We start from the raw sequence: 18,537 nt of genomic DNA, 5'->3' as shown, positions 1-18,537 counted from the left end.
ATGATATAAAGGAATTTAACGTCTTTTTTTACCACTGAATTTTATAGATGTAAAACTTTTTTGAATTTAATTTCAAACCATTAAGCTCAAAATCGTTCCTTACTTTTTATGATAAAGCTAAAGTGAAACTATTGAATTAAGGAGGCGTTATTATGCGCTTTATCCATGTCGCTGATTTACATTTTGATCGCACTTTTGAAGGCTTAACAAAAGAGCTGCCTGCAGATTTTTCAAAAAAGTTAAATCAAGCCAACGAAAAAACACTGAAAAATATCGTCACCACAGCGATTGAGCAAAATGTCGACTTCGTCATTTTTGCTGGCGATACTTTTCACCAAATGAATCCTTCTTTGAAAAATCAGCAGTTGTTGATGCAACAATTTGAAAAGTTAGCACAAGCAGAGATTCCAGTATATTTGATTTTTGGTAATCATGATTATTATGAAAAAAATCGCTACTGGTTTGCTTTTCCAGATAATGTTGTCTTATTTGAAACAGAAACAGTCAAAACTATTACTGCTACTACCAAAAATGGTGAAAAATATGCGTTATCTGGTTTTAGCTACCGTCAGCAATATTTGACAAAAAAAATGGCCCAAGAATTTCCGCTACGGAATTTAGAAGTAGACTATCACATTGGAATTTATCACGGAGATGTTCAGGATGTTAATTTTGCGCCCTTTAGTGTGAGTGAGTTGAAGAGTAAAAATTATGATTATTGGGCCTTGGGGCATATCCATCAACCAACACAATTAAGTGCTGAAATGATTTATCCAGGTACTCCCCAAGGACATACAAAAAAAGAACTTGATTTAGGCAATGTTCTTTTGCTGGAGTTAACTGGAAGTAACATTAACGTAAGTAAACGACCAGTAGCTGCATTACGGTGGCAAAAAAGAACAATTTCATTAGCCAGTTGTGAAAATAATGCGACCGTTTTAAATTATTTGAGCAAACAATTGGCACCAGTATCAGCTGAAACAGCGTTATTGTTAGAATTAGTCCTGACTGACAGTGAACATTTACAAAATTTCGCTGAAATGATTACAAATGGGCAATTACAAGACTTATTAAATCAACAATGGCCGGCACAAATTTTTGTCCATACTTTAAAATTACAAGAAACAAAACATAAGATTTCGCTACCAGCTAGTGATTTACTAAAAACACAATTACTGCAAGAGTTTAGTCATGGTGAGATTTTTAAAGAAGTATTAACCGAACTTACTATAAATAAAAATACCACTTTACTGCTGGAAGATCCTGAATTTCGCCAAGAAGTTTTAAAACAAGTAGCCGCCGAATTAAACGAGCAATTTGAATGGGGGCAAGATTGATGCAACTTCTAAGAGCGGAGATTACCGGTTTTGGTAAATATCGTAATAAAACCATTGATTTTACAGCGGGCAATCAGTTGTTTTATGGTGCTAATGAAGCAGGCAAGTCAACCTTATATCAATTTATTATGGCAATGTTGTTTGGCTTCCCTCTTAAAAGAGGACGGAAACGAGATTTTGAACCGTTAGATGGTACGAGTTATGGCGGACGGTTAGTTATTGTACTACCTATTCATGGACAAGTGACAATCGAACGCTTTAAACAAGTCAACCGTGGGAAAGCAAAAGTTTATTTTGACCAGCAAACAGGTAGCGATGACCTGTTAAATCAGTTGATTGCACCTTTGAATCGTGAATTATTTGAAGATGTCTTTACTTTCCAGCAGGAACAATTGAGTCAATTAGAGCGCCTACAAGAAAAGCCGCTTCATGATGCCTTAATTTCATTGGGGATTACCGGTAGTAAAAAGTTGTTAGGTAAACAGCAAGAATACCAGGATAATGAACAAAAAATATTCAAAGTTAGAGGACAGCGCCAAGCTTTAAACAAGGCGCTAAAAGAAAAAGAGAAAATCGCCCAACACGTTTATCAGCAAGAAACAAAAGAAGCCGCCATTACTGATCTTTTGGCTGAAAAAAAACAAGATGAATTGCGGCAGCAGGAATTAGCTGAAAAAATACAGCAAACACAGCAAGAATATTTGACACTAAAAGAAAAAGAAAACAGCTTCTCGCAATATGAAGAGTGGCAACTTTTGCAAAAAAAATATCCTAACGATGACTTAGGAGCAGAGCCAGAAAAACTGCAAGAATTTTACAATCAATATAATCAATTGAATACACGTTTAGCCGAAGGAAAGCAAGCCTTAATTGCATTAAATGAAACACAAGGATTAACCGATCGCTATCGCTTTTATCTCGAGCATGAAAGTGAAATCAAAGGTTTGTTACAAGAACAAGTTGCAGCGGTACGTTTAACCGATGATTTTCAAAATCAGCTCCAGGTCCAACAAGACTTAATTGAAGCTGTAACGGTATTAGAGGATACGTACCAATTCCAGGTAGGAGAAGATCCACAGCAAAAGGTTAAGTTGATAAAAAACTTAGCCCAAGACTATCAGCAACTAACAGATAAAATTACCCAGACAAAACAAGAAGAACTTTGGCAAAGTGCCCACCTGCAAGCTGCAATTGATAACAAAAGTACGCCAAAACAGCCTGTAAAACCACCACTTGCTACCATAATGTCTGGTATTGTCGCTTTAATTTTTTTGATTAGTGGCCTTTTAAGTAAAAATGCACGTTTTATTTTATGGGCAATGGCGGCAATCGCGCTAATTTTTGCTACGTATAAGTATTATCAAAAAACAAAGAGCAATCAGACAGCCAAAGTAAAAAACAAAGCGCAGCCAGTAAATCAGACAAAGACAGCAGTGACGCAATTGATAGCTAAGCAAGAAGAACTTTGGTATCAACTGCAACAAAGGCTACCCCAGCTTATATCCCCAGAAGATTTACCAACTGCTTTGGTTCAGTTGGAAAATGCTGCCAAAGATTATCTGATAAAAAACGAAGCGCTAATGAACGCCGACCAACGTTTAGATCAATTAGATCAAGCCTATGGAAGTTTTTTGCAACGTTTTCGATTTTTAGATAAATGGTTGCCTCAAGCTAATCAAGATGTTTTACAGCGTTTACGGCTGTTGCAAAATTTTACCGATGAAATGCAAGAAGTTAAGCTGCAACAAGAACAGCCGACAGCTGCCCTACTAATTCGGCAAAACCAGTTATTACAACAGCAACTCGATCAATTATTGGCAGAAAATCAGCGCTTGTTGCAAAGTGTGGGAATTAGTCAACCGACAGAAATTCCACTATGGATTGCCCAAATGCATCAAAAAGCAGGGGATTTAGCCCGAAAACAAGAATTAGCGACGCGACTAGCAAAACTATTCCCCCAAAAAATTACCGCTAGTCAATTGGCAATGGCGCTAGCTGCTGTCAAAAGTAAACTAGCAGAGTTGCAGCTAGAAGACCGCAAACTTAGCCGTAACTTGCAAAAGGCACAATTAAAGCTGGAACAAATGCAAAGTGATGGTACCTTAGATGAGTTGCGCCAAAGATTAGCTCAAGCAGATAGTGAGGTATATGAACTTGCCTTACAGTGGAGTAAAAATAAATTAATGGCAGCTTTATTAGGTGATTTGGCCACGGAGCTTTCAGATAAACAGTTGCCACAACTATTACAAAAAAGCAGTGAATATTTAAAACTTTTGACAAAGGATAATTATTTTTCCTTGGATTTTATCGCTGGGGAATTAGCGGTCAAAACTAAAAATCAAAGTTGGAAAGTTTACGAACTTTCGACTGGTACGAAAGATCAAGTGATTATGGCATTACGCTTTGGTTATTTAGCTTTGCAGACAAATGTGCTATGTCCGTTAATCATCGATGATGGCTGGTTGCATTATGATAGTGTTCGCAAAGAACAGCTGGCAGTATTATTACAAGAGTTTTCACAGCACTATCAAGTGATTTGTTTGTCTTCTGACGTAGAAATGGTAAGCTATTATGAGAAGCTGCAGCAAAAGATTGTCTTGTTGCGTTAGTAGAAAAAAATTGTGATAAGGAAAAAAGAAGTAAAAGGAGATTGCCATGAAAAAATTAAAAGATTTAGCCGTGGATGAAGAATTTCAAGCCTTTTTGTTAATTAAGAATGCCGATGTGCGTTTAGCCAAAAACGGTAAAAAATTTATTGCATTTACTTTCCAAGATACATCTGGAACGATTGATGGTAAATTTTGGGATGCTTCTGAAGAAGAAATTAATAAATTTGAAGCAGGAAAAGTGGTTGCCTTGCAAGGAAAACGCGAATTGTACAATGGCAATCCTCAAGTGAAGATCATCCATTTGCGTCTTGCTCGCGCTGATGAACCCAGCGAACCAACGCAATATATGGAGCGAGCACCACTTAAAAAAGAAGAGATGGAAGAAGAGATCAATCAGACCTTATTTGAGATTATCAATCCCCATTGGAATCGAATCGTCCGCTTTTTGTTGAATAAATATCAAAAAGAATTTTTTGACTATCCAGCAGCAAAACGCAATCACCATGCTTTTGCCGGTGGTCTAGCTTATCATACGGTTTCGATGTTGCGCTTAGCCAAAGCCATCGTCAAAGAATATCCAGAGTTGAATCCATCTTTATTATACGCAGGCGTCATTTTACATGACTTAGGAAAAGTGATTGAGTTGTCGGGCCCGATGTCAACAGAATACACGCTCGTGGGAAATTTGGTTGGACATTTGGTGTTGGTGGATGAAGAAATTACGAAAGCCTGTATTGCTTTAAAATTTGATGAAAATGAAGAAGACATTGTGGTTTTACGGCACATGGTCTTAGCACATCACGGTTTGTTAGAGTATGGGTCGCCAGTTCGTCCCCGCATTATGGAAGCAGAAATTTTGCATCAAATTGATAATTTAGATGCCTCCATGCAAATGATGTTGACGTCTTTGCGCCAAACACAACCGGGAAATTACTCTGATCGCATTTTTGGGATGGACAATCGCAGTTTTTATCTGCCCAAAGACGTGTAATCTTTAAATTAAAGTGATGAAAATAACAATAGCTTAGTTTACACCGTTAATTTTAATCGGGGTAAACTAGGCTTTTTTGTCGTGTAGTGTCCGAACACTAAAGAGTGAGACACGTTTTTTTGCTGGTCCATTTTTCTTAAACTTTTTATAAGGCGGTTAGAAAATTTCAATGAATTTCAGTAAATAAAAATTTCCTGTGTTATCTTTTTTTGTAGACGATTTTCAAAAGGAGACGCTAAATTTGGAAAATAGAAGTGGTTTAAGCTTAGCTGCAGTGCAGGAGCGAAAAGAACAAGGATTGCAAAATAATTTTACTGAAAGTGCAACCAAATCAACGGGGGCAATCTTTTACGATAATTTAGTCACCCTATTTAATTTTTTGAATTTATTGATTGGAATTTGCCTGTTCTTAGTGGGCGCATATAGCAATATGTTTTATCTGATCATTATTTTGATCAATATCACAATTGGTATCTATCAAGAGATTCATGCCCGTAATTTGGTTCAAAAACTTTCAATCGTGAATAAAAAGCAGGTTAGCGTCCTGCGTGACGGGATAGAAGTAAAGGTAGATTCTACAGAATTGGTAATGGATGATTTGGTGAAAATAGGTGCCGGCGAACAAGTTCCGTCGGATATGCAAGTTGTCACAGGCTTTGCTGAAGTCAATGAAGCAATGTTGACCGGAGAATCAGACCTAATTGCAAAGCAGGCGGGGGCCTCCTTGTTGTCTGGGAGTTTTTTAGTTAGTGGGGAAGTATTCGCTCAAGTTGTCCATGTAGGCAAAGATAATTATGCCGTGAAATTAACCAATGAAGCGAAAAATCATAAACCACTTAATTCAGAATTAATTCGGGCCATTCGTCAAGTTGCAAAATTCACAAGTTTTGTCATTATCCCTTTTGGTATTTTACTTTTCTTAGAAGCATTTTTCCTGCGTTCTAGTGGTACAAAAGAAGCTGTGGTTGTTTCGGCTGCTGCTGTGTTGGGGATGTTACCCAAAGGTCTGGTTTTATTAATTAGTATTGCGCTAACCACGGGGGTTACCAAACTAGCGAAAAAGAGAATTTTGGTTCAAGATATGTACGCAATTGAAACCCTTGCTCATGTGGATACGCTTTGTTTGGATAAGACTGGTACGATTACCAAAGGGGATATGCGGGTTTTAAAATTACACAGTGTACAAGAAGCGTACACAGAACAACTTTTTGCAATTATTGGAAGTTATTTAAAAAATAGTACAGATAGTAATGTGACGATGCAAGCACTACGGGATTATTTTCCGGAAACGACTACCTATGCTGCTAGCCAAGTGACCCCTTTTTCTTCTGAACGAAAATGGAGCAAAATGGATTTGGCAACGATTGGGACAGTCTACTTGGGGGCGCCAGAACGCGTATTGGCAAAAGAAAATATTCCACCTATAGTTTTGCACGCACAAGAACAAGGATTGCGTGTTTTAGTGATTGCCGTAGCAGCTGACCAAGAAGAACCGCAGGCAATCGCAGTAATTGAAATTGAAGATATTATTCGCAACAAAGCAGAAGAAACCCTTGCTTATTTAGATCAAGAAGGTGTTGCGTTAAAAGTTATCTCTGGTGATAATCCGATTACTGTTTCCAATATTGCCAAACGAGCAGGATTACCACATTATGAACAATATATTGATCTAACGACCTGTAAAACAGATGAGGAAGTAAAAGAAGCAGCATTGAAATATACGGTTTTTGGTCGCGTTGCCCCACAACAAAAGAAACTCTTGGTTCAAGCTTTAAAAAAAGCCGGAGGAACAGTTGCGATGACAGGCGATGGTGTCAATGACGTTTTGGCTTTGCGTGAAGCGGATGTCAGTATTGCGATGGCTGACGGGGATGCAGCGACCCGCCAAATTTCCAATTTGGTATTACTCGATTCAGACTTTACCACGTTACCAGAAGTCTTGTTTGAAGGACGACGGGTTGTAAACAATGTGACCAAAGTCTCCGGTATCTTTTTTATCAAAACGATTTATTCTTTCTTACTAGCCATTATTTGTTTATTCAGTGTCAGTGCTTTTCCTTTTATCCCAATTCAAATTACCTTGATTGACTTGGCGATTGAAGGCTATCCTTCTTTCTTTTTATCTTTTGAAAGCAACAAAACAAAAGTTAGTGGGAAATTTTTACCTACAGCACTGAAATCTGCTTTACCGAATGCCTTATTAGTTGTAGTGAATGTTTTGGCCGTGGCAATACTTGCGCAACAAGCCAATTGGCCCCAGATGCAGACCACCACATTAATGTATTATTTATTAATTGGTATCAGCTGTCTAGCCGTGATTAGAGCTTGCTTACCGCTTAATCCATTACGGTTATTTTTAACGATTACTACCATTGGCGGAATTTATGTGGCAGCAATGTTATTTCATAAAATTCTAGAAATTGGCTTTTTAACTTCGGCGACGATACCAGTATTTGCTATATTGATGCTGGGAAATAGCATTTTATATGGACTGATAACTTGGTTGATGAAGAAAAAAGTGAAGTAGGAAAAGCCAACAAAAGTAAGCTGATTTCTGTTGGGAAATTTTGACAGCTTGTAATAAAGATATTTTTTTATCGTTATAAAAAACCGCTAGGACAAAAGTTAATACTTTGTCCTAGCGGTTTTTGAATGGTGCAGTTTAGTTGCAATCAGCATAGTTTATAGCTGTTGCCGGTGTTATTAGCTACTACATTATTTAGATTCAGCAGTTGAACTTTCAGCTGTTTTTGATTCTTCAGTAGAAGAGTCAGCTTTTGAATCTTTCGTTGAGCTTGATTTTGTATCTTTTGTTTCAGCAGCTTCAATAAAGTCGCTTAAGATGTTTTGTAGGGCATCATCTTTTACTTTTACGTTAGCATCTTTTAATTCTTGACCGATTACTTTAGCAGAGAAAGTAGAGTCAGATGCTTTGGTATTGATCGCAATTTCTTTTAATTCTTTTTTGTAAGGGTCCATTGAATTGCCTTTGGCCTTATTTTTATCCATCCGGACAACGTAATAGCTTGTCATCATAGTAGATTGGTCAGTCACAGGGATAACAGCAGAAACTTCGCCGTCTTTCAGTTTGAAAGCAGCTGTTTTCACATCAGCTGGCACACTTGCTGTTTGAGAATCAAAGGAGATTTTACCACCTTTTTCTTTGGTAGCAGAATCAGTTGAACTCTTCTTGGCAATTTTTTCAAAGTCAGCATCTTTTTTACTTACTTCTTCTTTTAATTTTTTCGCTTCGTCTTCACTAGCAGCAGCGATGATATGGGCATCAACTTCTGGATGGAAAGAATCCCAAGCGGTTTTTAAATCTTTATCAGTAACTTTAACATGAGATTTGATCCCTTTTTCTAAAGCTGCTTGTTGGGTTAAATATTCTTTGAAAGTTTTCTTAGTGAAACCAGATTGTTCCAATTGTTGTTCAAATGAATCGCCGTAAACTTTTGCTTGTTCATTGTATTGCTTGTCGATTGCTTTTTGGTCCACTTTGTCGCCATACTTGTCACCGAAAACTTTTAAAATAATCATGTTACGGATTGTTTGTTGATTATTAGAATCATATTTTGCTTGATCGTAAAAATCTGAAACCGTGATTTTTGAACCTTTCATTGTGGCGATGTCTTGGTCTTTAGAGCCACAAGCAGCAAGGGATAAAACAGCCATTGCGCTGACAGCGGCTAATAACATTTTTTTCTTCATTTAGTCGAGCACTCCTGTATTTTCAATTTAATTTTCACAAATATTACTATAGCACATTCTGTTTTTAAAAAAAATCACTGGCTGGAAGTTTCAAACAAAATTCACACAATGGTCGCTTTTCTTTAGTTTTCCTTAGAGTGTACCGGTGTATCTGCATTTTGTAGCGGAGGATCTGCTAAGACATCGACATGTTCACTTAACGTTTTGACTTGGTCTTTTATTTGGGCAATCCGTGGCTCTGCTTGAAATTTGAAGTCTGTAATATCTTGTTCTAACCCGGCAGTAAAAGCAGGGATAATCGCTTGTGCTGTTTGTTGGGTTGTCTGCAGCGCTTTTTTGAAATTTGTTAAGCTATTATTTAACTCAAGTGTTGTTTGGGTAGCAACATCTAGCTCTTGGGCTAATTTTGCCCGAGTTTCATTGCCGCTTCTTGGTACCGTGAGTAACGTACCCACACCGCCGGCAACAGAACCAACGACTAAGCCTTTAAGGAAACTTTTTAACATTTATTTCACCTGCTTTGCAATTGCTGTGGCAATGGCTTTTAATTCAGCTTCATTATGCAGACCTTGATGATCACCAAAATGAACAGAGAAGTCATCTGTTTTTTCATAGCGGGGAATCAAATGGATATGAGAATGAAAAACAGATTGATAAGCCAACTCTTTATTGTTGTTTAAAATGTTTAAACCTTCCATCTCCGGAAAAGCCGCTTCTAGCGCGCGGGCAATTTTGGGAATGCGGGCAAACACGGCACTGGCCAATTTTTCATCGTATTCAAAAATATCGGTGACGTGTTTTTTCGGGATAACTAAGGTATGTCCTTGTGTCACTTGAGATAAATCTAAAAAGGCATAGACGACATCATCTTCGTAAACTTTATAGCTTGGAATTTCACCTGCTGCGATTTTACAAAAAATACAATTTTCCATGAATTTCATCCTCTCTAATTTTTAACAGCGCTAATTTTTTGCTGTGAGTTTTTGATGGATTTCGTTATTCTTACTTTACCACAACCAGCCAGTTTTTTTCAGAGAAAGGGTGTTTTTTGGTATAATGAGACTGTGTTCAATTTAAATTTTAAAAGCTGAGATAAAGGAGCTTATCAAAATGAGTTTAATAGTAAAAGATTTAACAGGAGGCTATGGTCAGTTTCCTGTTTTAAAAAATTTAAATTTTTCGATTGGTGAAGGAGAATTAGTCGGGCTGATTGGGTTAAATGGAGCCGGTAAAAGTACGACAATTAAAGAAATTATCGGACTATTACAACCACAAAAGGGCAGTATCACCTTAAATGACTTAACGTTAAAAAAAGACCCAGAAAATTATCGCAAACAAATCGGCTACATTCCCGAAACACCTTCTTTGTATGAGGAATTGACCTTAAAAGAACACATTGAAGTGACGGCAATGGCCTATGACATACCGCAAAAAGAAGCCTTCAAACGAGCGGAACCTTTGTTAAAAACATTTCGCTTGGAAAATAAGTTGGAGTGGTTTCCGGCTAAATTTTCAAAGGGGATGAAACAAAAGGTGATGGTATTGTGTGCCTTTTTAATCGAACCGAGCCTTTATATTATCGATGAACCATTTTTAGGGTTAGATCCATTGGCAATCAACGCGTTATTGGAATTGATGGAACAAATGAAAAGAAATGGTGCGGCTATCCTAATGTCTACTCACATTTTGGCTACAGCTGAAAAATATTGCGATCGTTTTATTGTCTTGCACGAAGGTGAAATCATCGCCCAAGGGAGCTTAGCTGAATTACAGGCGACATTTGGCTTAGAAGGCGCCGACTTAGATGAAATTTATTTGCATTTAACTAAAGCGCAGGTGATAAAAAATGCGTGAGTTGTTTAAAAAGCGTCTAGCATTACATCAGCGCCATATGCAAAAATATCTGCGCTATGTCTTTAATGATCATTTTGTCTTAATTTGTGTCTTTTTACTTGGGGGAGTTGGGCTTTATTATTCCGAGTTTGTCAAATCCCTGCCACGTAATTTTTGGCCGGCAGCAGGAGTAGCATTACTGATTTTAGTCGCAATTTTGCCGTTGGGACGTTTTGCAACTTTAATGCAAGAAGCCGATATTGTCTTTTTGTTGCCCAAAGAACGAGCATTGAAAGAGTATTTTAAAGGAGCTTTTAACTATTCTCTATTGTTGCCTTTTTTTATAGAACTATTAGTTTTAGGTTTTTTAATGCCGCTTTTAGTGGCAACTACCGCTATTAAATTTCCCGCCTTTTTCATTCTGTTAGGAACGATGTGGCTGTTAAAACTTGCGCAATTAAAAATTGCCACACTAAAAATTTATCAAGTAGCACCATCAAAATTAAGGCAAGTCGAACTGCTTTGGCTGGTTTTATCAGTACTTTGTCTTGCAGCTGGTATTTTTTTAAATCCTTTTATCGGTTTAATTTTAGCGTTTGTCACTGGGGTGGGCATTTTCAAATTATTAGCAAAAAGCGAAGAGAATTTAGATTGGGAAAAAATGATTGGCATGGAGAAAAGCCGGCTTCACCGCATTTACCAATTTATCAATCTTTTTACTGATGTACCAGAAATCACAGCGACAGTTAAACGCCGCGCGTATTTAGATGGTGTTTTGCAAAAAATCAAACCGCAGCAAAAAAATACGTATTTGTATTTATATGCGAGACGATTTGCCAGAGGTTCAGAATACAGCGGTCTTTTTATCCGTTTAGTAGTGATTGGAAGTTTATTGTTGTATTTTGTTCAAGACGTCTATTTTAGTTTGGGTTTAGGCATTTTGTTTATTTATATGATTGGCTTTCAATTAATCCCGTTATACAATCAATTTCGCTATATGATTTTAACCCAACTTTATCCAGTTTCTAGCCAACAAAAGGCTAAAGCATTACAAGTTTTACTCTTGCTGTTATTAAGTTTGGCGGCTTTTGTTTTTGCAATTAGTGCCAGTTTGGCGCTATCTTTATGGTACGAGCGTTTCTTAGTAATCGCTGCATATTTTCTCATGGTATTTTTCTTTACCCGTTGGTATGTCCCGCGTCGTTTAAAGAAGATGGCATAATAGCGGGCATTAAAATAAAAAAGCTCTTAAAAAGCACTTCAGGGGAACGTATATGCGCTTGACGATAGCGCGTGAGACCGCTAGAATGGGGGTACTTTTGTTTTGAAGGAGGACGGAGCGATGGATATTCAGTTAGGCCAAGAATGGAATTTAAGTCCCATTAAAGGCGATACCGGAAAAGCGTATGTTGGCTCGCGGGAAAACGATAAAGTTTTTGTGAAGCGCAACACAACGCCAATGCTTGCTGCTCTTTCAAAAGAAGGGATTACCCCGCGGTTAATTTGGACCAAAAGAACCGGCAATGGCGATACTTTTTCAGCTCAGGAATGGTTGGAAGGAACAATTTTAACTGCTGAAGAAATCGGAAAAAGAAATGATGTTGTGGATGTCTTATATCAATTGCATCATTCCCAGTCCTTAAAACGGATGCTACAAAAAATCGGCGGTGAAGTTTTAACCCCGAAAATGATGTTAGAACAATACGAGAGTGCATTGGCAAACCCGATTGCAGAAAATCGTTTTTTACAATTGGTTTTGCATTATTTAAAGCATAATATACCCGAATTCACAAAAGAAGATGTGGCGGTGGTTCACGGTGATGTCAATCATCGTAATTGGCTAGTCTGTCGTAATTATTTATATTTGGTAGACTGGGATTCTATTTGTTTTAGTGATCCAGCAGTGGATATCGGCACGTTTTTGGGTCATTATTTACCTAAATCTTCTTGGAGTCGCTGGTTAATGAGTTATGGTATGATGCCAAATGGCGCCAATTTGGAAAAAGTATACTGGTATGCTTTGATGTCGTTGTTACAAGAAGTCAAAAAATATTACGTTCGTGGTGATTTTGAAACAATGAATGAAGTCATTATTCAAATTAAACGAATTTTTAGTGAGTAGAGCGATGTCGTAGGCGGAAGCTTTTGACTTTGCTCTTTTTTTGTGAGTTGCTTCAATTTAGTTAGGAAAAAGAAAGGAAATGAGCATGCGGGTAAGAAAAAGAAATGGTGCCGAAGAAATGCTTACGGCACATCCAGAAATCGTGATTGCAGAGCCGACAGCCCATAAAGGCAACTGGCATGAAGTGTTTGGCAATAATAAACCACTTCAAATTGAAATTGGAATGGGAAAAGGGCGTTTTATTAGTGGGATGGCCCAGCAAAATCCTAATATTAATTATATCGGAATCGATATGCAAGTAAGCGTGGTTTCCCACGCTTTGGATAAGGCCTTGGCGACAGAAGTCAAAAATTTACGTCTTTTACATGTTGACGGCTCAGCCTTAACTGAATATTTTGCAGATAGTGAAATCGATCAAATTTATTTGAATTTCTCTGATCCTTGGCCCAAAAAACGGCATATTAAACGCCGGTTGACTTCACCAGACTTTTTAGCAGTGGATGAAGCCATTTTGAAACCAAAAGGGGAGATTCACTTTAAAACCGATAATCAAGGATTATTTGAATATTCATTGGCTAGTTTTTCGCAATATGGTATGACGTTAAAACAAGTTTGGTTAGACTTACACAATAGTGAGTTTGCTGACAACGTTATGACGGAATACGAAGAAAAATTCAGCGCCAAAGGTCAACCCATTTATCGTGTGGAAGCCCAATTTGCAGATAAAACTAAAAAACAACGTTAAACAGCTAAAAACTGGGACAAAAGTTTATGACTTTTGTCCCAGTTTTTTTTATTTATAAAGAAAGAATAGCTTTTGTTATATCTTAGATCTGAAGGCTTCCTACAGCTTTTCTTGCTGAAAAGCTGCAATTTTTAAAGCGGCGTTGCGTTTTATTTGGCTAATAAAAAAAGTTCCTGTTGGTAAACAAAAATTTATTTTTTTGGCGTAATTCTTTGTGAGGAGGAAAGTAGATGGACGTCACCGAATTATCTGAAACGTTAATTACCTATGGGATGACGCACAAAATGGAAGACTTATATATTACGCCAGAAAACCAACTATGGCAGATACAATTTCGCCAAGGCAGTAGACGTATTCATTTTGATAGCATCCCAAAAGATAGTGCTGAAAAATTAATTGCCCGGTTTAAATATTTAGGTCAAATGGATGTCGGAGAGAAAAGAAAAGTGCAACTAGGAGCTATCACCTATGAAACAGCAATGGGAGAGCAACGTTTGCGTCTTTCCGTTGTGGGAAATTATCAAGGGAATGAAAGTTTAGTTCTGCGCTTTTTACAGCCCATCGCCAAAGTCGCACATTTCTATTTACCGGAACAATTGGCAATTGTAGGTGCAATGATTCAAAAAAGACGCTTGTATTTATTCAGTGGCCCGACAGGTTCGGGCAAGACAACATTAATGTATCGTCTCGCTAAATCAGATGGTGGTCAAGTCATTACGATTGAAGATCCCGTAGAAATTGAAGAAAGCACTTTTTTGCAATTACAAACGAATGAGGCGATTGGACAAACGTATGATAAGTTGATCCAACTGGCTTTACGACATCGTCCGGATTGTCTCATCATTGGTGAAATTCGTGACGCTTTAACAGCCAAGGCGGCGATTCGAGCCGCACTGACCGGACACAAAGTTTTTGCCACAGTTCATGCGGCTAATTTAATGGAGACCAAAAGTCGTCTGCGGGATTTACTGCCGATTGAAAATGAATTGGATTATTGTTTAGGTGGTATTGTTTATCAGCGCTTGTTGCCTGATAAAAGGGGGGAAATTGCGAGTTTATTGGCTTATCAGTTTGAACATGAACTACCATTTTCTAATTGGCAACAAAATTTGGCGCGATTAGTTGAAGAAGGGCGAATCGATGAAAAAATTTACCAGCAAGAAAACTGAAAAACAGCGCTTTGTAAAAACTTTAGCCGATTTATTGCTAAGCGGCTTTACTTTACTGCAAGCTATTGAAGTTATCCAGCGAAGTCACGGTTTTAACGCAGAAAAATTAGGCGCATTTCGTGACAAATTAGCAACAGGAACACAATTAAGTGAAGTTTTCCAAACACTTGACTTTACCGCCAGCGAAATCGCCCAAGTACAATTAGCAGCAGAACAGGGCTTGTTAGCTGAAACACTAGGACAAATTGCAAAACAACTCCAACTTGCTGCAAAGCAAAGGCGCGCCCTGCGACAAGTTTTAAGTTATCCCTTTTTATTGCTCATTTTTGTCAGTGGTGTAATGGTGAGTTTGCATCAATTTTTATTACCGCAATTGCTAGCTTCTGGCATGTTATCCAAACGTCATTGGGGCATTTTATTTCTTCGTTATAGTCCGTATGTGTTGTTCATTTTTGTTTTGCTACTTGTATTAGCCTATGGCCTTATTCAACAGTTCTTCAAAAAAAGTTCCGCTTTAGCACAGGCGAATTTTTTAAGTCAAATACCTGTTGTTAAACAATTTTATCGCCTCTTTATCGCCAATTATTTTGCCTTGGAGTGGGGAAAATTATTTCAACAAGGATTAGAAATTAACCAGATTATTTACGTTATGAAAAAGACAGATAGTAGTTCTTTGTTAAGTCAATTGGCGACTGAACTGGATTGTGCCTTGCAAAAAGGAGAGTCCTTAAGTGATAAATTGCAGGGATACGCGTTTTTACCACCGGAATTTAGTCTGATTGTTTTTCAAGGGCAGGCAACAGGAAAACTCGGCATCGAACTTATTTTATATAGCAAATTGTGTGGGCAAAAGTTAAATAGCAAAGTTGAAAGAGCAATTAGTCTGATCCAGCCGCTGGTTTTTGTGGTCATTGCCGTTTTAATTATTAGTGTTTATGGTGCTTTGTTTTTACCTTTATATGGAAACATCCAGCTATATAACTGAGAGGAGAGAGAATGTGCGCTTGCTAGTTAAGAAACTCAAATTTTCAAAAAGATACAGAGATTTTTCTGCATTCACGATCATCGAAATGTTAGTTGTGTTATTTATTATTAGTATTTTATTGCTGCTTTTTGTACCCAATTTATCACAACAAAAAGATGAAGCACAAAAAGGAAGTGAAGCGGCCATCGTTAAGACGGTTGCGACACAAATTGAATTGTATGAATTAAATTATGATAAAAAGGCTACGGGAGAAGATTTGATAGAAAAAAATTATGTCACAAAAGAACAGTGGGAAATCTATGAAAGACATGCTGAAGAAAATAGTCCCAAAAAGCCTATGCCATAAGAAAATGCCTGCCTTTACTCTCGCAGAATCTTTAGTCGTACTCGTTGTTATTACTTCTTTTTTATTAATTCCGGTGTTAATTTTGCGTCCGGCTGAAGAAAAAGTGAAAGTGGAAATATTTCTAGCGCAGTTTGAGCAGAATTTTTTATTATTGCAACAGACTGCAATTGCCCAACAAGTCGGAACGACACTTGAAATTAATCGGGAGGAACAGTTGCTGCATTTTAAAATTTCCGAACATAAAAGCTATCCTGATTTGCAAATTCCGACAGAGTTGTCTTATAAAATGCCAGATAGTATCACAATAAGTGCAACAACGGGAAATTATTCTGGGATGGATACTGTAACCTTCGAGTGGGAAAATCGCAATCAAAGGATTGAATACGTGTATCAGATGGGAAGTGGCCGTTTTGTCAAAACTATTACCTAAAGCTTTTATTTTGCTGGAAGCTGTGGTGGCACTTACCATTTTAACGGGTTGTGCCTTAATTTTAATCCAGCAACAACAGCAGTTACTAACGCAAAGCAACAACGCCAAAGAACGATTGACACAAAGCCGCATAATGTATGAAGAGGCAAAAATTATCCTGCGACAAGGTGGCAAGCTTACCCAGACTCTAATTTATGATGACCAAAGCTACCATATTCGCTATAATCCGCAAGCTTATCATTTTTATTGTGAGACAGACGGTGTGGTAATGGAGGTGCAACTTGAAAATTAAAGCATTTACCCTCTTAGAATGTTTGATAGCATTATTAATTTTCAATTTATGTTTATTGTTGATTACGGGGCTTTTCTTACGAACGATCCGCCTAAAAGAGCATATTATGAGTAGAGAAGAGCAGGAGTTTGCAACGTTTATGTTGCAATTAGAAAATGAGCTACAAAATACTAGCATGATTTCTTGTACAGAGGCCATTTTAAAGTGTAAAGATCAAAAAGGGCAGACAATCTCGATTGAAAAAGGGCAAAACATGATTCGAAAAAAAGTGGATAAGTTAGGGCATCAACCGCTTTTAATGGATGTTTACCATTTACGGTTTTCAAAAGATTTAACTACGAAAAGTGTGACGTTAAAAGTATTCTTTCAATCTGGGAGGGTTTGTTATGGGAAATGGGTGGAAAACTAAACCAAAAGCAAGTGTCTTACTTTCCGCATTATTATTAGTCGCATTGCTGAGCCTGGTTAGTTATGGGGTTTTAACACACCATTTTATTACTGTAACAGGTACGATAAAAACAGAAAGGTTGTACCGCGCCAAAACGATGCAAGAATTATTTTTCGTTTACTATTTCACACTACCAATTGAAGAACGTAAAAAAGGTGTCGTGAACTTTTCACAAGGAAAGTGTGAATTTGCCAAAGAAAAGGACAGTCTGAAACTTACAATCCGGTTGGATAAACAAAGTTTTCATTTTTTGGTTAGTAAAACAGAGCTGACAAAGCTTTCTCAACGTTTTAAAGATAACAAAAAATCTGTTTCGGATTAGGAATATAACAGTTGCTGAGAAAACCTTACCATTTGTGTTTCTCAGCTTTTTGGTATCCTTCTCAAAAAAGCCGTATGTTCGTTGTTTCACAAACAAAAATATGAATTTTTGATTGATAATTTTTTAGGAATCGGCTATCATTAAACAGGTACAAAAGGTGTTATAATCTCCAGAAAGAAGGTGTCATATGTTTCCTGATCAATTCGAAAAAGCTTTTTCATTGAATCTTGAAGCAGTCCAACTGCTGCAAAATGCTTTGGGGTCCTCATTTCTGGATGCATACATCGAGAATGTGGAAAACCAATTGGATGGATTTACTGTACGAATCTTAGATGGTGTACCAAATGCTGAGACTGTTGGGAAAATCGAAGCATTATACACAGAGCTAAAGGAAATCCCTTTAGCAGGAGAAGATTTACGAAAGTTATCCCAATTACTTTTATTAAAAGGTAGTAAGACAGAAAAGTTGCAAGCCAATCATCAGTTAACACCAGATGGGTTAGGATTTTTGTTTGTTTATTTATTGGAGCAGTTTTATTCTGACAAAAAACAAAGCTTAACTATTTTTGATCCAGCAGTAGGAATGGGGAATTTATTATTAACAGCCCTGTTAAACTTAAAAATTGCTGGTTATGAAGCAAAGGGTGTTGGTGTTGATATCGACGATACGTTATTGGCGGTCGCAGCGGCAGATGCAGAATGGACTAAAGGGAATATGCAGCTTTTCCATCAAGACAGCTTGCAAGACTTATTATTAGATCCAACTGATGCGGCAATTTCTGATTTACCAATTGGCTACTATCCTAACGATCAAAAAGTGCAAGATTTTATCACCGGTGTCACCCAAGGACATTCATACGCACATCATTTATTGATGGAACAAGCAATGAATTATGTGAAAGACGCGGGCTATGGTTTGTTTTTAGTACCAAGTAATTTACTTGAGTCTGAACAAGCGACATATTTCAAAAAGTGGTTGGCTGAAAAAGTCTTTTTACAAGGTTTAATCCAATTGCCAGACCAACTTTTCCGTTCCGAACAATCACGTAAAAGCATTCTAATCGTGCAAAATCATGGTGAAAATGCAAGTCAAAAGGAAGTCTTTTTAGCAAAATTGGCTTCACTAACAGATGAAAAAGTCATTGCTAAATTCTTTAAACAATTTGAAGACTGGAAGTTAGCTAATTAATTATTTAG

19 protein-coding genes are annotated in these 18,537 nt (G+C 37.4%); 16 read left to right on the top strand and 3 right to left on the bottom strand.

The genetic code is table 11. The annotated features are described in order from the left end of the window. Positions 1 to 152: 152 nt before the first annotated feature. The 4 genes from K4422_RS08060 (at position 153) to K4422_RS08045 (ending at position 7,464) form a co-directional block, all read left to right on the top strand. On the top strand, positions 153 to 1,337 hold the full coding sequence (locus K4422_RS08060) for a metallophosphoesterase family protein (protein WP_230710409.1): 1,185 nt from the start codon (positions 153 to 155) through the stop codon (positions 1,335 to 1,337). Further along, positions 1,337 to 3,946, top strand: coding sequence for an ATP-binding protein (locus K4422_RS08055; RefSeq protein ID WP_230710407.1), 2,610 nt, complete (start codon positions 1,337 to 1,339; stop codon positions 3,944 to 3,946). Before K4422_RS08060 ends, K4422_RS08055 begins: the two co-directional genes overlap by 1 nt. Positions 3,947 to 3,992: 46 nt before the next feature. Further along, positions 3,993 to 4,937: a 3'-5' exoribonuclease YhaM family protein gene (locus tag K4422_RS08050; protein WP_230710391.1), complete on the top strand. Its 945-nt coding sequence runs from the start codon at positions 3,993 to 3,995 to the stop codon at positions 4,935 to 4,937. Between the two features lie 241 nt (positions 4,938 to 5,178). After that, positions 5,179 to 7,464: a cation-translocating P-type ATPase gene (locus K4422_RS08045; protein WP_230710389.1), complete on the top strand. Its 2,286-nt coding sequence runs from the start codon at positions 5,179 to 5,181 to the stop codon at positions 7,462 to 7,464. Between the two features lie 188 nt (positions 7,465 to 7,652). On the opposite strand, the gene K4422_RS08040 is transcribed toward K4422_RS08045, so the two are convergent. The 3 genes from K4422_RS08040 to K4422_RS08030 all read right to left on the bottom strand — a co-directional run bounded on the left by K4422_RS08040 (position 7,653) and on the right by K4422_RS08030 (position 9,580). Continuing rightward, a complete protein-coding gene (locus K4422_RS08040; protein ID WP_206903927.1) occupies positions 7,653 to 8,648 on the bottom strand; it encodes a peptidylprolyl isomerase in 996 nt (331 codons plus the stop codon). A 122-nt stretch (positions 8,649 to 8,770) separates the two neighbouring features. Continuing rightward, a complete protein-coding gene (locus K4422_RS08035; protein ID WP_230710387.1) occupies positions 8,771 to 9,154 on the bottom strand; it encodes a YtxH domain-containing protein in 384 nt (127 codons plus the stop codon). Beyond that, complete coding sequence (locus K4422_RS08030; protein ID WP_230710385.1) at positions 9,155 to 9,580, bottom strand: HIT family protein; 426 nt, start codon at positions 9,578 to 9,580, stop codon at positions 9,155 to 9,157. A 178-nt stretch (positions 9,581 to 9,758) separates the two neighbouring features. On the opposite strand from K4422_RS08030, the gene K4422_RS08025 reads away from it, so the two are divergent. From K4422_RS08025 to K4422_RS07970, 12 genes are all read left to right on the top strand, one after another. Continuing rightward, on the top strand, positions 9,759 to 10,502 hold the full coding sequence (locus K4422_RS08025) for an ABC transporter ATP-binding protein (RefSeq protein WP_230710383.1): 744 nt from the start codon (positions 9,759 to 9,761) through the stop codon (positions 10,500 to 10,502). After that, a complete protein-coding gene (locus K4422_RS08020) occupies positions 10,495 to 11,703 on the top strand; it encodes an ABC transporter permease (protein WP_230710381.1) in 1,209 nt (402 codons plus the stop codon). The genes K4422_RS08025 and K4422_RS08020 overlap by 8 nt, the downstream gene beginning before the upstream one ends. 120 nt (positions 11,704 to 11,823) lie before the next feature. Then, positions 11,824 to 12,603, top strand: a complete 780-nt coding sequence (locus K4422_RS08015) for a phosphotransferase family protein (protein ID WP_206903922.1) — start codon at positions 11,824 to 11,826, stop codon at positions 12,601 to 12,603. 85 nt (positions 12,604 to 12,688) lie between these two features. Next, positions 12,689 to 13,348 (top strand): tRNA (guanosine(46)-N7)-methyltransferase TrmB, encoded by a 660-nt coding sequence (gene trmB / locus K4422_RS08010; RefSeq protein WP_206903921.1) that lies wholly within the window; start codon positions 12,689 to 12,691, stop codon positions 13,346 to 13,348. A 230-nt stretch (positions 13,349 to 13,578) separates the two neighbouring features. Continuing rightward, positions 13,579 to 14,517 (top strand): competence type IV pilus ATPase ComGA, encoded by a 939-nt coding sequence (comGA, locus tag K4422_RS08005; protein ID WP_230710379.1) that lies wholly within the window; start codon positions 13,579 to 13,581, stop codon positions 14,515 to 14,517. Further along, the gene (comGB, locus tag K4422_RS08000; protein WP_230710377.1) at positions 14,489 to 15,502 is read left to right on the top strand and encodes a competence type IV pilus assembly protein ComGB; all 1,014 of its coding nucleotides are present in this window, start codon (positions 14,489 to 14,491) and stop codon (positions 15,500 to 15,502) included. Before comGA ends, comGB begins: the two co-directional genes overlap by 29 nt. Next, positions 15,477 to 15,848, top strand: a complete 372-nt coding sequence (gene comGC, locus K4422_RS07995; protein WP_442896729.1) for a competence type IV pilus major pilin ComGC — start codon at positions 15,477 to 15,479, stop codon at positions 15,846 to 15,848. The genes comGB and comGC overlap by 26 nt, the downstream gene beginning before the upstream one ends. A gap of 4 nt (positions 15,849 to 15,852) precedes the next feature. Beyond that, on the top strand, positions 15,853 to 16,278 hold the full coding sequence (gene comGD / locus K4422_RS07990; protein ID WP_206902178.1) for a competence type IV pilus minor pilin ComGD: 426 nt from the start codon (positions 15,853 to 15,855) through the stop codon (positions 16,276 to 16,278). After that, positions 16,259 to 16,570 carry a hypothetical protein gene (locus tag K4422_RS07985; protein WP_230710375.1) on the top strand — a complete coding sequence of 104 codons (312 nt, stop codon included), beginning with the start codon at positions 16,259 to 16,261 and terminating at the stop codon, positions 16,568 to 16,570. The genes comGD and K4422_RS07985 overlap by 20 nt, the downstream gene beginning before the upstream one ends. Continuing rightward, positions 16,560 to 16,979: a competence type IV pilus minor pilin ComGF gene (comGF, locus tag K4422_RS07980; protein WP_230710373.1), complete on the top strand. Its 420-nt coding sequence runs from the start codon at positions 16,560 to 16,562 to the stop codon at positions 16,977 to 16,979. The genes K4422_RS07985 and comGF overlap by 11 nt, the downstream gene beginning before the upstream one ends. Then, positions 16,957 to 17,340, top strand: coding sequence for a competence type IV pilus minor pilin ComGG (gene comGG, locus K4422_RS07975; protein WP_230710371.1), 384 nt, complete (start codon positions 16,957 to 16,959; stop codon positions 17,338 to 17,340). The genes comGF and comGG overlap by 23 nt, the downstream gene beginning before the upstream one ends. A gap of 187 nt (positions 17,341 to 17,527) precedes the next feature. Beyond that, positions 17,528 to 18,529, top strand: coding sequence for a class I SAM-dependent methyltransferase (locus K4422_RS07970; RefSeq protein ID WP_206902182.1), 1,002 nt, complete (start codon positions 17,528 to 17,530; stop codon positions 18,527 to 18,529). Positions 18,530 to 18,537: the final 8 nt, after the last annotated feature.

It is taken from the genome of Enterococcus sp. SMC-9 (genome assembly GCF_021011285.1).
GTDB lineage: Bacteria > Bacillota > Bacilli > Lactobacillales > Enterococcaceae > Enterococcus_C > Enterococcus_C montenegrensis.
This window is presented reverse-complemented; position numbering and strand designations above follow the sequence as displayed.

Excerpts from the sequence above, each read along its gene's own strand:
- K4422_RS08060 (WP_230710409.1), top strand. The coding sequence starts at position 153 with ATGCGCTTTATCCATGTCGCTGATTTACATTTTGATCGCACTTTTGAA.
- K4422_RS08055 (WP_230710407.1), top strand. The coding sequence starts at position 1,337 with ATGCAACTTCTAAGAGCGGAGATTACCGGTTTTGGTAAATATCGTAAT.
- K4422_RS08050 (WP_230710391.1), top strand. The coding sequence starts at position 3,993 with ATGAAAAAATTAAAAGATTTAGCCGTGGATGAAGAATTTCAAGCCTTT.
- K4422_RS08040 (WP_206903927.1), bottom strand. The coding sequence starts at position 8,648 with ATGAAGAAAAAAATGTTATTAGCCGCTGTCAGCGCAATGGCTGTTTTA.
- K4422_RS08035 (WP_230710387.1), bottom strand. The coding sequence starts at position 9,154 with ATGTTAAAAAGTTTCCTTAAAGGCTTAGTCGTTGGTTCTGTTGCCGGC.
- K4422_RS08030 (WP_230710385.1), bottom strand. The coding sequence starts at position 9,580 with ATGGAAAATTGTATTTTTTGTAAAATCGCAGCAGGTGAAATTCCAAGC.
- K4422_RS08025 (WP_230710383.1), top strand. The coding sequence starts at position 9,759 with ATGAGTTTAATAGTAAAAGATTTAACAGGAGGCTATGGTCAGTTTCCT.
- K4422_RS08020 (WP_230710381.1), top strand. The coding sequence starts at position 10,495 with ATGCGTGAGTTGTTTAAAAAGCGTCTAGCATTACATCAGCGCCATATG.
- K4422_RS08015 (WP_206903922.1), top strand. The coding sequence starts at position 11,824 with ATGGATATTCAGTTAGGCCAAGAATGGAATTTAAGTCCCATTAAAGGC.
- trmB (WP_206903921.1), top strand. The coding sequence starts at position 12,689 with ATGCGGGTAAGAAAAAGAAATGGTGCCGAAGAAATGCTTACGGCACAT.
- comGA (WP_230710379.1), top strand. The coding sequence starts at position 13,579 with ATGGACGTCACCGAATTATCTGAAACGTTAATTACCTATGGGATGACG.
- comGB (WP_230710377.1), top strand. The coding sequence starts at position 14,489 with ATGAAAAAATTTACCAGCAAGAAAACTGAAAAACAGCGCTTTGTAAAA.
- comGC (WP_442896729.1), top strand. The coding sequence starts at position 15,477 with ATGGAAACATCCAGCTATATAACTGAGAGGAGAGAGAATGTGCGCTTG.
- comGD (WP_206902178.1), top strand. The coding sequence starts at position 15,853 with ATGCCTGCCTTTACTCTCGCAGAATCTTTAGTCGTACTCGTTGTTATT.
- comGG (WP_230710371.1), top strand. The coding sequence starts at position 16,957 with ATGGGAAATGGGTGGAAAACTAAACCAAAAGCAAGTGTCTTACTTTCC.
- K4422_RS07970 (WP_206902182.1), top strand. The coding sequence starts at position 17,528 with ATGTTTCCTGATCAATTCGAAAAAGCTTTTTCATTGAATCTTGAAGCA.